Origin of the sequence: Lyngbya sp. CCY1209 (assembly GCF_035615495.1) — a bacterium.
Classification (GTDB): domain Bacteria; phylum Cyanobacteriota; class Cyanobacteriia; order Cyanobacteriales; family Microcoleaceae; genus Limnospira.
In genome coordinates this window covers 1-15790 of record NZ_JAJENU010000469.1, presented here as the reverse complement: position 1 = coordinate 15790, position 15790 = coordinate 1, and the positions used below count along the sequence as shown (strand labels likewise).

Annotated in this window: 15 protein-coding genes; 6 read left to right on the top strand and 9 right to left on the bottom strand. The window is 52.4% G+C overall.

Features of this window, described 5'->3' with window-relative positions; all coding sequences use genetic code 11:
* Window positions 1-90: 90 nt before the first annotated feature.
* The 4 genes from LKE08_RS14900 to LKE08_RS14885 all read right to left on the bottom strand — a co-directional run bounded on the left by LKE08_RS14900 (window position 91) and on the right by LKE08_RS14885 (window position 3520).
* The gene (locus tag LKE08_RS14900; RefSeq protein WP_324705028.1) at window positions 91-1122 is read right to left on the bottom strand and encodes a C39 family peptidase; all 1032 of its coding nucleotides are present in this window, start codon (window positions 1120-1122) and stop codon (window positions 91-93) included.
* 102 nt (window positions 1123-1224) lie between these two features.
* Window positions 1225-1350 (bottom strand): hypothetical protein, encoded by a 126-nt coding sequence (locus LKE08_RS14895; RefSeq protein ID WP_324705027.1) that lies wholly within the window; start codon window positions 1348-1350, stop codon window positions 1225-1227.
* Between the two features lie 82 nt (window positions 1351-1432).
* On the bottom strand, window positions 1433-1981 hold the full coding sequence (locus LKE08_RS14890) for a DUF411 domain-containing protein (protein ID WP_324705026.1): 549 nt from the start codon (window positions 1979-1981) through the stop codon (window positions 1433-1435).
* 57 nt (window positions 1982-2038) lie between these two features.
* Window positions 2039-3520: a multicopper oxidase family protein gene (locus LKE08_RS14885; RefSeq protein ID WP_324705025.1), complete on the bottom strand. Its 1482-nt coding sequence runs from the start codon at window positions 3518-3520 to the stop codon at window positions 2039-2041.
* Between the two features lie 291 nt (window positions 3521-3811).
* Between LKE08_RS14885 and LKE08_RS14880 the strand changes: the two genes are divergently transcribed.
* A complete protein-coding gene (locus tag LKE08_RS14880) occupies window positions 3812-4402 on the top strand; it encodes a hypothetical protein (RefSeq protein WP_324705024.1) in 591 nt (196 codons plus the stop codon).
* On the opposite strand, the gene LKE08_RS14875 is transcribed toward LKE08_RS14880, so the two are convergent.
* Window positions 4399-5457: a DMT family transporter gene (locus LKE08_RS14875; RefSeq protein WP_324705023.1), complete on the bottom strand. Its 1059-nt coding sequence runs from the start codon at window positions 5455-5457 to the stop codon at window positions 4399-4401. The two genes, LKE08_RS14880 and LKE08_RS14875, sit on opposite strands and share 4 nt — an antisense overlap.
* 164 nt (window positions 5458-5621) lie before the next feature.
* On the opposite strand from LKE08_RS14875, the gene LKE08_RS14870 reads away from it, so the two are divergent.
* Entirely contained in the window at window positions 5622-6698 is a 1077-nt protein-coding gene (locus tag LKE08_RS14870) for a DUF2891 domain-containing protein (RefSeq protein WP_324705022.1), read from the top strand.
* A gap of 54 nt (window positions 6699-6752) precedes the next feature.
* Here LKE08_RS14870 and guaD read toward each other — a convergent pair whose 3' ends face one another.
* Window positions 6753-8087 carry a guanine deaminase gene (gene guaD, locus LKE08_RS14865; RefSeq protein ID WP_324705021.1) on the bottom strand — a complete coding sequence of 445 codons (1335 nt, stop codon included), beginning with the start codon at window positions 8085-8087 and terminating at the stop codon, window positions 6753-6755.
* A 145-nt stretch (window positions 8088-8232) separates the two neighbouring features.
* The gene (locus LKE08_RS14860) at window positions 8233-8712 is read right to left on the bottom strand and encodes an NINE protein (protein WP_324705020.1); all 480 of its coding nucleotides are present in this window, start codon (window positions 8710-8712) and stop codon (window positions 8233-8235) included.
* Between the two features lie 304 nt (window positions 8713-9016).
* On the opposite strand from LKE08_RS14860, the gene acsF reads away from it, so the two are divergent.
* A complete protein-coding gene (acsF, locus tag LKE08_RS14855) occupies window positions 9017-10093 on the top strand; it encodes a magnesium-protoporphyrin IX monomethyl ester (oxidative) cyclase (protein WP_324705019.1) in 1077 nt (358 codons plus the stop codon).
* Window positions 10094-10353: 260 nt separating this feature from the next.
* On the opposite strand, the gene LKE08_RS14850 is transcribed toward acsF, so the two are convergent.
* The gene (locus LKE08_RS14850) at window positions 10354-10920 is read right to left on the bottom strand and encodes a Uma2 family endonuclease (RefSeq protein ID WP_324705029.1); all 567 of its coding nucleotides are present in this window, start codon (window positions 10918-10920) and stop codon (window positions 10354-10356) included.
* 257 nt (window positions 10921-11177) lie between these two features.
* Between LKE08_RS14850 and LKE08_RS14845 the strand changes: the two genes are divergently transcribed.
* From LKE08_RS14845 to LKE08_RS14835, 3 genes are all read left to right on the top strand, one after another.
* A complete protein-coding gene (locus tag LKE08_RS14845) occupies window positions 11178-13049 on the top strand; it encodes a PAS domain-containing sensor histidine kinase (protein ID WP_324705018.1) in 1872 nt (623 codons plus the stop codon).
* Window positions 13021-14121 (top strand): hybrid sensor histidine kinase/response regulator, encoded by a 1101-nt coding sequence (locus LKE08_RS14840; protein WP_324705017.1) that lies wholly within the window; start codon window positions 13021-13023, stop codon window positions 14119-14121. Before LKE08_RS14845 ends, LKE08_RS14840 begins: the two co-directional genes overlap by 29 nt.
* Window positions 14122-14286: 165 nt before the next feature.
* Complete coding sequence (locus tag LKE08_RS14835; RefSeq protein WP_324705016.1) at window positions 14287-14988, top strand: HAD-IA family hydrolase; 702 nt, start codon at window positions 14287-14289, stop codon at window positions 14986-14988.
* Here LKE08_RS14835 and LKE08_RS14830 read toward each other — a convergent pair.
* A complete protein-coding gene (locus tag LKE08_RS14830) occupies window positions 14978-15589 on the bottom strand; it encodes a class I SAM-dependent methyltransferase (RefSeq protein WP_324705015.1) in 612 nt (203 codons plus the stop codon). The two genes, LKE08_RS14835 and LKE08_RS14830, sit on opposite strands and share 11 nt — an antisense overlap.
* Window positions 15590-15790 lie beyond the last annotated feature (201 nt).

Below are 15790 nucleotides of genomic sequence, written 5' to 3'. Positions count from 1 at the left end.
GGAGAATGATCCCCCCCAGCCCCCCTTGATAAGGGGGGAGAATGATCCCCCCCAGCCCCCCTTGATAAGGGGGGAGATAGAGACAGATTTTTATCGTGAAATAAAGTGAACCCAGAAGTCTCCGTCTGGCATACAAACGCGGCGGATTAAAGAATAAGAATAGGTCAAATAAGCGCCGCTCAAATCGGTGCGGTAGCCGCCGGAAAACCACTCCCCATAAGGATCGTGCACGATCAGACCCTTTTGATTGTAACCCACCACGGGCATGATGTGACCGAAGGAAGTAAAGTAACCGTGGATCACCGTCGGTTTGCCTTCGTTGAGCCAAGCTTTGATATCGTCGATGCTGCCGTTGGCGGTGAAGTAATCCTGACAGCCGTAGTCGCGGACGATCTGAGCTAGATCCTGGGGACTGTGGCGACTGTAGCCGCGATCTAAGGCGTATTGGTACAACTCATCCTCGAATTGTCCGTAACTCTTCCGGCGGGAGGCGCCGTAGTAACTCAGGCACATCGCCATCGAGGTGACGTTGCAGGCTCCCGTGGGATTGTACCAGTTATCCACCTGGGAAAAATAGGGGAAGCCGGACAACTTGAATTCCTCTGGAATATCAGGGGGATAAACTAAGTTTTTTCCCTGGTAAATCTCGCCGTGTTTTTCGTAAATATACCAGACCGATCGCTCTTCAAATGTCTCGCTTCTCAGAGCAACCCGGATGTGATTTCGCACGGGTTCAAAGGCCAGAAGCTTAAATTCCCTGACCGCCCGAACCCCGTATTTTTCGGACTCGTCAAGTTCGCTGGAAGAGACGGGACGCTGCTTTAAAATCGTGTCCTTTGTCACCCGCAGGATCGGGGTGTCGCCGGGGATATCTTCGGGCTTCGTTTCGATCAGTTTCTCGGCCGTCACCGCGCCCAAAAAACCCGACTCGTTGCAGTCGAGCAATACTTGAAACCGATGCAGAGCCGCCGTGGATTTCGGCCCGAATTTTCCATCGACCGGGGGATCGAGCAGATCGAAACTGACCAACAGGGTTTGAATCTGGCGGGTCAATTCTTCATCTTCCGCGATCGCTCTGACATCATACCGTTCCTTGGTTTTCAATATATCCTGTAGCTTCATCTTGGGTCTTCTATAGTGGGATATTGAATCGAGGGCTCTCGACGGCATCTGATCTGCAAGTTTTGGACTGTTCGGGAAAGGAACGCCGTTCGATTCCATCACCTACATCGGCCCGTCTGCCCCTTCAGGACTGATCGGATAATTAAAGCATAATCTGTAACGTCTGACGAGGGGATCGCACCCCCCAGCTTTCGATCGCGTCTCGATCGCCGTCACAGTTCCAGCCATTCTCATCCGTTGAATCCCACCGAATACCCCTCCCCAAACCCGGGGAAGGGCAACCGTTATCCCATCAATTTCGATCCCCGTTTTAGAACTGATAAGAATTGAAAACTCGGATGTCGCCATTGTTTTGAAATCCCAGGACTTCAAAGGATTCTCGGCGATCGCCCACTTCCATGCCGGGAGTCCCGATGGGCATTCCGGGCACCGCGATTCCCGCCAGGTCGGGTTTCTGGGCGACCAACTTCCGCACATCTTCCGCCGGGACGTGCCCCTCGACCAGATAACCGCCAATTTCGGCCGCGTGGCAGGATCTCAGTTGCCCCGGCAGATTGTGTTGTTGCCGGACCGCCTGAATTTCGGCTTCGGGTTTGACAATATCTGTCACCTGAAAGTTATTTTCCTTCATGTGTTCGACCCACCCTTCACAACAGCCGCAGGTGGGCGTCCGGTAGACGGTGATCTGGGCAACTTCGGCGGCAATTGCTGACGCCTCAGGGCCGGGTTGTATCGCTTTACCGACGGTTTGCTGGGGTGCGAAATGATTGGCGATTCCATATCCGCCCCCGACAATTCCGGTGGCGATCGCCCCGGCAAATAAAACCGTTTTCCAGTTCAAAAATTGAGATTGAAACATGATCCAAATTTAATTCCAATGACTGATTGACATTTGATAATCGAAACACTCGGAGCGTCAAGCTCGGATCTCCAAATTTCCCATCATCCCCAAATCCTCGTGGTCGAGAATGTGACAATGGTACACCGTTTTGCCCGCAAAATCTCGAAACGCCATCCGAATTTTTGCCGTCTCCCCCGGCTTGACCGAAACCACATCTTTCCAAGCCCGAAACGGTTCCGGCTTGCCATTTCGACTCACCACTTGAAAGGCGTTTCCGTGGACGTGAAAGGGATGATCCATCATTCCCGTATTGATGATTTCCCAATCTTCAACGGTATCGAGCTGTACCTGAGTATCAATCCGTCCGGGTTCATAGGATTGACCGTTAAATAAAAATGCCATTCCCTGCCCCCTAATCATACCGTGATTCATCTGAAAACGGCGAACCTGTTGGGGTTCTGGCAAGGGTTGAATGGGAATGAGTTGTGCGGGCAAAGGCATCGAACTTTTGGCATCATAACTCACGGTGGCGAGAACTTGAGGAGCATCATTGGCGGGAGCGTTTCCCATCATACCACCCCCCATCATACCCATGCCAACCCGCTGATAGGGCAAGTTTAGCAAACGGTAACGGCCGGGTTCTTGATCGCCCCGAATTAACACTTCCGCCCGTTCTCCGGGTGCCAGCAACAGTTCTGGCAATTCCACGGGTTCGGCTAAAGAACCGCCATCGGTTGCAATCAGATGAAACGGATGATTTTCCAAGGATAACCGATAAAACCTCGACGGAGAAGCGTTGAGAATTCGCAGCCGCAAAAGTTGATCCGGCGGAATCAAAAAGTCGGGGGTATTTTTGCCGTTGACGGTCATTAAATCTCCTTCCCGTCCGGTCATAATTGAAAGGCTTTGTTCTGGGAGTAACTTTCCCTGCTGATCCAGGGCAAAATCTTGCAGGACGAGAAACTGTTCAGACGCGGCTTTAATTTCAGGGATTTCATCCAGTTCTCCGCGAACCACAAATAACCCCGCCAAACCGCCGAATAATTGTTCGGCAACCCGGCCGTGTAGGTGGGGGTGATACCAAAACAGTCCGGCGGGATGGTCGGAATTTAAGGTAAATTCGTAGGTCAAGTTTTCCCCGGGGGGGATGTGTAAAAAGACATTATCTGCATTGCCGGTAATGGGAATGTGGAGTCCGTGATAGTGGATGTTGGTGGGTTGGGGGAGGCGGTTGCTAAAATGAATCCGAACCGTATCTCCAGGCCGCACTTCCAAACGCGGGCCGGGAATTTGTCCGTTGTAGGTCATCAATTGAGCCGATCGCCCTCCCACATTGACAGAATGGTAACGGGCGTCTAGATTGAATTCTAGTAACCCTCCGGAACTCCGATACAGTGGAGTCGAGGCGATCGCGGATTTTGCATCCGTAGAGTCGCGACTCGAACGGAATAGGCCGTGGGCCGCCAGTGCCGTTCCGAGACTCGCGACTCCCAAAGCCAGAAATTTTCGGCGATCGAGTTTGACCATCGTTTTTTCGCAGTGTTGGCAGTGATACATCGAGTTTAGACTCTCCATTTAACTGGAGGGTCAAGGTTTTTCTCAAAGATCGCGATCGCACTTCCGAGTTTCCCCAAATGCTTTGAGAGCAGAAGGTCTGAGGTCGATGACCGATTCGGGTCGTTTCCGCCGTCCGAGACAGTCGATAACCGGGACGATCAAACCCCTCGAAAAATTCTCCGGAACCCTGGCGATCGCAACTCAAATTTTTTTTCTGATTCGAGAGTCATTTGGCGCACAAACTGTGATAAGATACTCTCAGAAGTTCGATAAAAACCTGGAGACTCAACTATGGCTGATGCCATCACTTTTGAACTCGGAAACCTAGCCGATCGCGCGGTTTATGTGGGGTTTGCGGGGGAAGGTGCGATCGACATCTACACCTTCAACCACCCCGCCGCGGGACGCTTGAATTGTTCCCTGGAGGGGTTCGGCGCCGGGTTGGAAGTCCGGTTGAAAAATAAAGACGGCCGCACCCTCGATCGCCGGACGGTGAGCGGCAACCAGTCGGAAGCGATCGGCTTCGATATTCCCGCCGGATTTTACGCCCTCGAAATCGTCTCGACGGAGGGCAGTACGACCTATCAATTGACGGTCGAACAGGATAAAAATAATATCGCAAAACAAAATAGAGAGCCGCGGCAAAAATCCAAATTTGACAATCAGCGGCAGTCGGAAAAATCGCCCCGGAAATTTTCCCAGCCCAGATTTCAATTTGCGCCCTCCAGATCCCGGGAGTGCGATCGCAAACTGAACGATATTTTATGGGGTAAGAAACAGCAAATTTTGGGCTTCTGTTCCCCCCATTCACCCTCAAACTGTCCGCCTCCGATACAAAGTCGCGAACTCATTTCTCCCCAGCCAAGGGGACATCCCGATTAAACCCCCTTGAATCCCACGCTCCGATCCGGATTTTCGGCTGATTGTGCCGGAATTGCCGCCACAGAATCGCCCGGTTTGACGCGGTGCGGTTGCGGTGTCGGCGGTTGAGAAATGCCAATTTGGTTGAGGATAATTCCGACAAGAATAATGACACCGCCGATATATTGGGTGGCGGTGGGAGCCTCTCCCAAAATTAAATAAGCCGCCAAAACTCCGGCGACGGGCGAGAAAGAATTGGCCAGAGAAACCTCCGAGGCATCCGTTCGCTTGAGTCCCATAAACCAGCAAAACTGACCAAAAACGACGATAACCGCACTGTAAATGAACATCCACTGCCAGACCACGGGGGCAAAAACATCGGTAAAATGCTGTAAGCCGAACAAGTTAATAACCAATACAAAAAAGATCAGCGTCCCCAGGGCGTTTCGGTAGATGCTGAAAAATCCCAGGGAAACATTGCCGAGGCTAATTTTGCTGACGATCGTTCCCAGAGCCCCGGCGATCGCCCCCACCAGGGTCATCAATTCCCCAATTCCCACCTGAAATCCGCCCATTGGCATCATTTCCGATCCGGTGGTTTGGGGAATCAGAACAATAGCCGCGACGCCCAAAAACGAAACGATCGCCCCGGCAACCACCCAGCGGTTGACCCGTTCGTGCAGCAGCCAAACGGAAAGCGCTAAAGTCAGGGGGGGTTCGATGCGTCCAATCAGGATCACATTGTTGACCATCGTCCGTTCTAACGCCCCAAAAAAGAGGGCGGGGGCAAGGGCGCCCGAAAAGAAGGCGACGGCCGTCAAACCCAACCAATCTTTTCCGGAAAATTGCCGGATCGCCTGTAAATTTAATTCTCGACGATTCAGGAGCGTCAAAATAATCAACGCCCAAATATTGCCCACGAACAAAACATTACAAAATGAGACCGGATTTCGACCGTCAATTAAATGTTGCGCCCCCAGTTCCGTGAGTTGGCGCGTCACCGAGCTAGAAGCGGCAAAAATGAGAACTGCGAGGAGTAAATAACCCCGTCCGGGAATCGAATTGATAACTTTCATATCGCCGTCCTAAATTGTGATGAATCGGAATCAGAATGCGTACCGTTTTTAGGGGTTTTAAACTGTAGGGGCAGTGCCTCTGTGCCTGCCTCTCTCCAGGAAGCGTTGCCTCCGCGCCTGCCCGGTGCCTCCGTACCCGTCGATAATTGTGAGGATAACAGATCGTGAAATCCGACGATTTTGATTTAAAAGCGATCGCCCAATTTGCCCGATGTGCCCTGGGCTGCATTCACCGGGAATATCCCCGAGTCCATCCCTATCAGTTGGAAAAGGAGGCGGATCTGATGTCTCCCCGGCAACTGAACCCGGCATTTTACGGGTGCTTGGATTGGCATTCCGCCGTCCACAGCCATTGGATGCTGGTGCGCTTGCTGCGGTGGTTTCCCGATGCCCCCTTCGCGGATGAGGCGCGGGAGGCGATCGCGCAAAACCTGACCCCAGAGGCGATCGCGGTAGAGGTTAATTATCTCAAAGATCGTCCCCGGTTTGAATGTCCCTACGGTTTGGCTTGGCTGCTGCAATTGCGGGCGGAATGCGCCGAGTGGGACGATCCTTTGGGACGGCAATGGGCGGAGATTTTGCACCCTTTAGAAATTGTCGCCGTCAATAACTTGCGACAGTGGTTGTTGGATTTAGAATATCCTAACCGAAGCGGCTTCCACATTCAAACAGCCTTCGCCCTGGGTTTGATGTGGGATTGGGCGATTTCTACTCAAAATTCGGATTTTTCCGCTTTGATCAAAACCCGTGCAAAAGGTTTTTATGAAAGCGATCGCGACTATCCTTTACACCTCGAACCCCTCGGCTGCGACTTCCTCTCCCCGACGTTGGCGGAAGCGGATCTGATGCGGCGGTTTTTAACAGCAGAAGAATTCGCCATTTGGCTGCGAGATTTTCTTCCCTATCTCCCCGAAATACCCGATGATATCGACTGGCTGCATCCGGTGATTCCCAGCAATCCCACGGACTATCAAGAAGCCCACTTCGACGGCCTCAACCTCAGCCGCGCCTGGATGTTGGAGGGAATTGTCGCCGGACTTCCCCCGGACGATCCGCGCATTTTGAACCTCAGAGAAGTGGCGATCGTCCACCGTCGGGTTGGGTTGGAACCGGTGTCTTTGTGCGATTATGCGGGCAGTCATTGGGTGGGGAGTTTTGCGGTGTATTTGTTGACGGGACGGGGACTGGGGATGAAACCACAGAGGCACAGAGGACACGGAGAGGAAGGCGATCGCGATTAATTGATGATGAACCCGCGTACTTCACTGACTCGAAAATTGCTATCATTCACCCCATCAACCGAGATCGCGATCGCCCGCCAATTCCCCGGCGATATAGGTGGCATCGACGGCGCGATCGCACCCCAGAATCATCAGGGAAAAAAGAACGTCTGCGAGTTCTTCCGGCGACTCAATTTCGTCTCGGGGATTGCGGAATTTCATCCCGGGGGTCGATCGCCAATCTAACACCACAAAATCTGCCTCTTTCCCGATATCGAAATTTCCGATATAATGGTCGAGATGCAGAGCTTTTGCCGCCCCTAATGTTGCCAAATAAAATGCCTGCCAGGGGGAGAGGTTTTGCCCCCGCAGTTGGGCGACTTGATAGGCGGTTCCCATCGTTTTCAACATCGAAAAGCTGGTTCCGCCCCCCACGTCCGTCGCCAAACCCACGGGGATGGGATTCGAGGTCGATTTGGCTTTTTCAAGGTTGAAGAGTCCGCTGCCGATAAATAAATTGGAAGTCGGACAGAAGGCGATCGCTGCCCCCGATTCAGAGAGGCGGCGAAATTCCGAATCGTTCAGGTGGATGCAGTGGGCAAAAATGGAGCGATCGCCCGCCAGTCCAAATTTTTCGTAAACTTCCAGATAATCCCGACTCTCGGGAAACAGGCGAGAAACTGTTTTTAATTCCTCGCAATTTTCGGATAGGTGGGTGTGAACGTAAGCGTCGGTATATTCCCGTTTTAACTGTCCCGCAACTTCCAATTGTTCGGGGGTCGAAGTGATGGCGAAACGAGGAGTAATGGCATAGTTTAATCGGTCTATATTATGCCAGGTTTCAATTAATTTTTTATTGCGATCGTAGGCGAGTTGAGGCGTGTCGAGCAGTTCCTCGGGGGCGTTGCGATCCATCATCATCAAACCCGCGATCGCCCGCATATTTCGACGCTGTGCCTCTTCAAAAAAAACAGTCGCGGACTCCGGAAAAATCGTCGTCATCACCACCGCCGTCGTCGTGCCATTCCGCAACAATTCGTCCAGGAAAAAGGAGGCGACCCGGCGGGCGTGGTCGGGATCTCGAAACTGTTGTTCGGCGGGAAACGCATAGCGATCGAGCCATTCCAAAAGTTGTTCGCCGTAGGACGCGATAATCTCCGTTTGCGGATAGTGAATGTGGGTGTCGATAAACCCCGGTAAAATCAATCGATGGGGATGAGAAATAATCGGAATGTCGGGATAGTGCGATCGCAGCCTTTGATAGGAACCGAAAGCCTCGATTTTCCCCTCAGAAACGACCAGCAAGCCATCCTCGAAGAACCGATAACTTGGGGATGCTGCGACCCGAAACGGATCGTCAATAAAATCGAGGAAAGCGCTGCGAATACCGTACATATCGCTATCAGCCATCAGTGATCAGCAATCAGCCCCAGGTGAAAATCTCACGATGAGGAGATCTGGGGATTTGGCAATCTCCCAAGAAATGATTGGCAAAATTAGACCCGCTCAAAGCCCCCAGAATTGGGGGTTTGGGGGCGAGATTCTTCGGCCGAGATCACAACTCGTGAAAATCGTAAATGACGATACCCGATTCCGGGTGATTACTCATCGTGACGTAACCGCTGCGGAACATATCGTTGAGGGCTTCTTCCACCTCCGCAAAATTCGCCCCCGTCGCCATGACGCCCTGAGTCACGGTGAGTTTTCCGCCCCGGGACGCCGCCGCCTTGAGCAATTTCATCCGCAAGCTTTCCCGCACCTCCTGAGCCGTCACGTTCAACGTCACCGGGTTGGGGTGGGGGAGGGGCGTGCCGTCGGGGGCGACGCCCAATTTCTGGCGGGCTTTCGTATTGTATTCTTCCACCATGCCCGGAATTAGGAACACGTCCACGAACTGTCCCACCCGGAACAGTCCCAGGGTACACAGCCAAATCACGCCCGTGACAATTTTGCCATTGTACAGGCGGTGCAGCCCGCTGATGGGAGAAATTAAACCGATCGCCCACAACACGTAACTGGTGCTGACTTTCTTCATCAATAACCTCCGAGCGCTCACCCACAATCGGTTTGCGATACCTGTGACTACCCGATCCAGAGTCGTCTTTCCCCATGATCGCACAAGTGAATCGGTTCTCGGTGCGATCGCATTGTGTAGCAAATCTTAACGGAATCCGTTGTCCGGGTCGCCCCATCGGTTGGTAGACTGGTGAGCGTGGTCAATCAATGCGATCGCACGACGGGTTCATTAGCGTCAGCCAGCGGGCGGTGCAGGGCGACAAGCCCGAATCCCCCCCGAATACCCTAAAATCACTCGCGATAATAAAACGACATCGAGCATTATGGTAGATTCCCTGAAAAAACCCACATTTGAGGAGATGCGCCCCGGGGTGAAGGTTCCCGCTAAGGAAACCATCCTCACGCCCCGGTTCTACACGACGGATTTCGACGAGATGGCCGCAATGAACCTCTGTGCAAATGAAGAGGAGCTCAGGGCGATCATCGAAGAATTCCGCACCGACTACAACCGCCACCACTTCGTCCGGGACGAGGAATTCGAGCAGTCCTGGGATCACATCGACGGCGAAACCCGGCAGTTGTTCGTTGAGTTTTTGGAGCGTTCCTGCACAGCCGAATTTTCCGGCTTCCTCCTCTACAAGGAACTGAGCCGCCGTCTCAAGGACAAAAACCCTTTGTTGGCTGAAGGGTTCCAGTTGATGTCCCGGGATGAGGCCCGCCACGCCGGATTCCTCAACAAGGCGATGTCCGATTTCGGCCTGTCCTTGGATTTGGGCTTCCTGACGAAGAGCCGCAGCTATACCTTCTTCAAGCCCAAGTTTATCTTCTACGCCACCTATCTGTCCGAGAAGATCGGTTACTGGCGTTATATCACCATCTACCGCCATTTGGAGGCACACCCCGAAGATCGGATTTATCCCATCTTCCGCTTCTTTGAAAACTGGTGCCAGGATGAGAACCGCCACGGCGACTTTTTCGATGCGGTGCTCAAGTCCCAGCCCGAATTGTTAAATAACTGGAAAGCGCGGCTCTGGTGCCGGTTCTTCCTGCTGTCCGTGTTCGCGACGATGTACCTCAATGACATCCAGCGAGCCGGATTCTACGCCTCCCTCGGTTTGGATGCCCGGGAGTATGACAAAGAAGTGATCGAGAAAACCAACGAGACGGCGGGGCGGGTTTTCCCAATCGTCCTCGACGTCAACAAACCGGAATTCTACGATCGCCTCGAACGTTGCGTCAAAACCAACGAAAAACTGACCGCGATCGTCAATTCCAACGCGCCCAAGTTCGTCCAGTTCTTCCAAAAACTGCCCCACTACGCCGCCAACGGCTGGCAGTTCGTGAAGCTGTATTTGATGAAACCCATCAACGTCGAAGCCATGCAGGGCGTGGTTCGCTAATCACGATCCCCAATCGGGATCAACTCCTCCGCTAAGATGAAAATATTGGGGTTCTGCTGCGGCAGAACCTCTTTTTTAATTGATAATTGATAATTGATAATGATGGTAATTGAAATGCGATCGGTTGAATGTCCGAATTGCTGGGGAATCGTTGGGCTCGGGCGCAAGCCAGGGGCGCCTACAATGAGCGAAAATCATCGGTCGATGATTGGGCTTGATATAATTTTTCCTATTCCCTATTCCCTATTCCCTATTCCCTACTATTCTTCCTCGTCAAATACGGGGGGCCACAGTTCGGGAATGGCAATTTCCCAACCCGGGAAGAGTTCGGGAATGCTCAAAACGTCGTCATTCGTCAATTGGACGGGTTCTGTGGCGGGGCGATAGAGGGTGACGGTTTCCTCGTCGGGGTCGATCAGGATTCCGACTGTTGCTCCCAATTCGATATATTTTTCGAGCTTTTTTTGTAGGGGTGGAATACGGTCGCTTTGGGATTTTATTTCCACTGCTAAATCGGGAACCATTTCGGCGAAGTAGCGGACACTTCGTCGCAGGCGATCGGCTTTCACAAAGGAGACATCGGGGGCTTTCAGGTTGCGATCGGGCAAGATGAAACCGCCGGCGGAGTCGAAAATCCGGCCCAGACGGCGGGGATAAACCCAGTTTCCGAGTAAGCGACTAAACAGAATGCCGATTTCGCTCGATACGATATCTGAGGGACCCATAACTGAGATTTTTCCACCTTCCAATTCTAATTGATAATCCAAACCGGCTTCGTTGAAGACCGTTTGCACGATTTCAAAGTCTTTGATGGTCACGTCGGACATGATGCCGTTCTCCTGTTGACTGTCGGTGGGCGGGTATCGGAGCATTGGGTCGATCGTCGGGGTGGCGATCGCATCTATTTTTCCTCAAATTTTATCACGGCAAAATGATAAAAAAGGGCGGTGGTGACTGCCGGAGCCTTGCGGACGGGGGGCGACGGGCGATCGCCCCACCACCTTTTTTTCCATACTTCCCCAACTTTGAGATACAACAGATCTTAACTGAACCACTCCGGCGATTTCTTCAATGAGGTCAGCAAATGAATCAGCAATGGATGTCTCGGCTTCAGGACTTCGGGCCGTTCCGGGTGATACTCAACCACCTCAAAAATGCCAATGCTTTCCCGGAATCCGAGGAAAAGCTGACCCATCTTTCCTACGAAAGTTGGCAGCGTCAGTTTCTCGGTGCCAGATTGACCCTGGCGTTTGAATTGGCGTTATTTTCCTACTTCGTCCGCATCGCCATCAACCTGTTTCATCTCCTGCATGGCAATCCCTTCATTCACAAAGAAATACTCATTCAAACGGTCGGAGCTTTCAACCTGATTTTGGGTATGGTTCTGTTGCGAACCCGCGGCGGACGAAACCATCTTGGTTGGCTATTCTTGGGGTTTGCTTGGGCGTTGGAAATGAACGAACAAATCATCGAGACCCTGGGGGGAGTGTTCGAGTCTCCGCTGGGCGATCGCGTCCGTCCCGAGCTGCTGGGATGGGCGTTCACCTTCTTTTTTCAAGCGACAATTATCCCCGTCCGCTGGCCCCTGCATCTAGCCTCCCAAATGATGATTTTGGGCTACTATTTCGCCATCAACACCGCCCTCGGATTCGATACCCTCCCCCAAGGGAATAGTGCGACGGGCTATCTATTTTTGACCATGTTTTGGGTCTGCCTGATCTGCGATTTGTCCGTTTACCTCTACGAACGCCTGCAGCGGGCGGAATTTAAATCCCGTCAAAAACTGGAGATTGCTTACCGGGAATTGGAAATGACAGAATACAAATTTCGCAGCATCTTTGAAAATGCCGTCGAAGGGTTATTTCAATCTACCCCGGACGGCCGTTTTATCAGCGTCAACGCATCCCTGGCTCGTCTGTACGGCTACCGATCGCCCGAAGAAATGATCGCCTGCGTCACCGACATTCGCCATCTCTACGTCAATCCCAGACAGCGAGATCTGTTCTTAGAACGGATACAAGAACAAGACGCCATCATGGGATTTGAATCCCAAGTTTATCGCGCCGACGGCAGCAAAACTTGGATCTCAGAAAATGCGCGGGTGGTGCGGGACGTGCGGGGAAATGTGGTCGCCTACGAAGGCAACGTCGCCGATATAACCGAACGAAAACAGGCGGAAACCGAAATCCGCAAAGCCCTGGAAACGGAAAAAGAATTGAACCAACTCAAATCGCGATTTGTTTCCATGATTTCCCACGAATTTCGCACCCCACTGACCACGATTTTAGCCGCGTCAGAAGCCCTCGAATGTTACGGCGATCGCTGGGATGAGGAGAAAAAAAAGCTCTATTTAAAACGCATTCAAAATACCGTCCATCAGATGAGTTATTTGCTGGGCGAGATTCTGATTCTCGCCCGTTCCGAAGCCCAGAAACTCCCCTTCAATCCCGCACCCATCGATCTGGAGGGATTTTTCCGCGACTTGGTTGAAGAAATGCAACTGAACCTGCAAGCCAATCAAACTTTGGAATTCCACGTCCGCCGTCCCAATGAACAGAGCCGCGATCGCCCCCCCCGCATGGACGAACAACTGCTGCGGCATATCTTCAGCAACCTCCTTTCCAATGCGATTAAATATTCACCCCGGGGCGGTAAGATAGAATTGACATTGACCACCGATCGCGATCGGGCGATCTGTACCGTCGAGGATGAGGGAATTGGCATTCCCCCGGAAGATCGGAAGCACCTCTTCGAGTCCTTTCATCGCGCCAAAAATGTGGGTACGGTTCCGGGGACGGGTTTAGGCCTGACCATCGTGCAGCGATCGGTCGAACTGCAACGGGGAACGATTACAGTCGAAACTGAATTGGGAAAAGGGACGAAATTCACCGTTATATTGCCATTAGAACTGGAGGAAAATCGAGAAAATGAAGACAATTTTGGTGATCGAAGATGAAGCTTACGTTCGAGAAATTATCCTCGACATTTTGGATGCCGAAGGGTTCGGAATTTTGGGAGCCGAAAATGGAAAATTGGGGGTGCAAGTGGCGCGGGAGCGGAGTCCCAATTTAATTATCTGCGATGTCATGATGCCGGAAATGGACGGTTGCGAAGTGTTGAAAACCTTGCGAGAATCTCCCCAAACGGCGACGATTCCGTTTATTTTTCTGACGGCAAAATCGACGCGATCGGACATCCGCTCGGGGATGGATTTGGGGGCGGACGATTATCTAACTAAACCGTTTACGAGACAAGAACTCCTGGGGGCGATCGCCAGTCGGATACAAAAACAGGAGGCTGTCGAGCGAAAAACCCAGGAACAATTGGAACAACTCCGCAGCAGCATCACCCTCTCCCTCCCCCACGAATTGCGGACACCTTTAAATGGCATCATGGCATCTTCCCAACTGCTAATGGAAGATTTTAAAGAGATGAACGAGGGCGAGATCGGGACATTTTTGAGCGACATTTACAACTCCGCCCACCGCCTCTACCGCCTCACCTGCAACTTTCTATTATACTCCGATCTGGAACTATTGAAACGAGATCCGGAGCGGTTGAAGCGACTTCCAAAAGGGACGGTAGAAGACCCGAGCAGTACGATTATATCCGTCGCCGATCGCCTGCTGGAATCCTACTGCGATCGCGCCCTGGATTTGCACTTGCACCTCACCCACCATTTGGAGATCGAAGTTCCCAAAACCGTCTTTCAAAAAATCGTCGAAGAATTGCTCGACAACGCCCTCAAATTTTCCTTGCCGGAAACGCCCGTCACGGTCAAGGATTCCGTCAAAATCGACAAATACTGTCTGGAATTTGGCGATCGCGGCCGGGGAATGACCGCCGCACAAATCGCCAATTTGGGCCAAAACTTCGACCGCACCAAATCCGACGGCGTGGGGTTCGGTTTGGGACTGATTCTCGTCCGGCGCCTGTCGGAATTGCACGGCGGAAATTTTGCCATCGAAAGCATCCCCGGAGAGCAGACAACCGCCCGAGTCCTGTTCCCCCTCTCATCCTTGTCGTGACTCCCCAAACAATCCGTTGTTGCCCTTCAGCGCCCCCGGCCCGTCAGGAGAGCAACAACCCATGAAAATTTTCATTTAACGACCGATTTAAAACGTCCAACCGAGTCACTTTCATGCTATAATTTTAATCAGTTCTATCATTCACCAATCAATTCTGAATTGCCCATGTCGGTTGCACCGAAAATCACCCATGTTATCTATGACCTCGACGGTCTGCTTTTGGATACCGAACCCCTGCACGCCAAAGTCAACCAGGCGATCGCCAACCGCTACGGCAAAACCATCGACCATCAATTACAATGCCAACTCTGCGGCCGAAAATCCACAGATTCCGCCGCGTTAATTGTTGAAACCCTCAAATTACCCGTCACCGTCGAAGCCTATTTGCAGGAAAAAGACGCCATCATTTACCAATATTATCCCCACGTTCCTCCCCTGCCGGGCACCGTCCGCCTCACCAACCACCTCGCCGCCCACAACGTCCCCCAGGCCGTCGCCACCAGTTCCGCCAGCCGCCCCTTTTCCGCCAAAACGGAACCCCATCAAGCCTGGTTTTCCCTATTTCAATGTATCGTTCGGGGAGACGACCCGGAACTCACCCGGGGAAAACCCGACCCCGACATCTTTTTGATTACCGCCAGACGACTCGGCGCCGAACCGGAACGCTGTCTGGTGTTTGAAGATTCCCTGGCGGGGGTAGCCGCGGCCCGTGCTGCGGGGATGTCCGTCGTCGCCGTTCCGAGTCCGGAAATGGACCCGGAAGCCTACAAAGACGCCCACCAGGTGCTCGAAACTTTGGAGGAATTCGACCCCGAATATTGGCAACTTCCGGCCTTCGATCGCCAAGTTTCCGCCCCTACGGTTTAGCAAATTTGGTCAGGAGAATCGGGCCGATCAAATAGTGATGACTGAGGCAATTTAACCCGGCAGTTTGCCCCAATTCCGCCCGCCTTTTGCGGCTGTAAAACCGCAGCTTTCCGGGGGAAACGGACACTTCCCGGTATTCCGTCGAGTCGTTTACCGTGTAATCCGCAAGGTAAAAAGTTCCGGGCGATCGCAACACCCGAGAAACTTCCGACAGCACCCGTTCGGGGTCGGGATAGTGGAGAAAACTGATCGTACAAAAAACCGCATCAAACGAAGATTCGGGAAAGGGCAATTCTGACCCATTTCCCCTGATAAATTGGATGCGATCGCCCCATCGATTTTTTTCCCTCGCCTGGGAAATCATCTCCGGAGACAAGTCGAAACCCGTCCCCCGCAGTTGCGGAAACTCCTTGGCGAGACGGTTCAATAACCGCCCCGTCCCGCAGCCGAGATCCAGCACTTCAGTCGCCTCCGGAAGTTCGGCATACTCCAGCATCCGCCGGTGTACCGCCTGGTAAAATATCGTCGTGAACAGGACATCGTAAAACGGCGCCCAGCGATCGAAAAACCACTGTTTATTTTGGAAAAAATTTTCAGCCATTGTTGTGGGAGTCGAGAACCACGGGTAGCACAGGCATCTTGCCTGTTTTCACAAGCTAGAAGCTCGTGCTACGTGGGATTAATGTAGCACAGGCATTTTGCCTGTTTTCACAAGCTAGAAGCTCGTGCTACGTGGGATTAATGTAGCACAGGCATCTTGCCTGTTTTCACAAGCTAGAAGCTTGTGCTACGTGGGATTAAT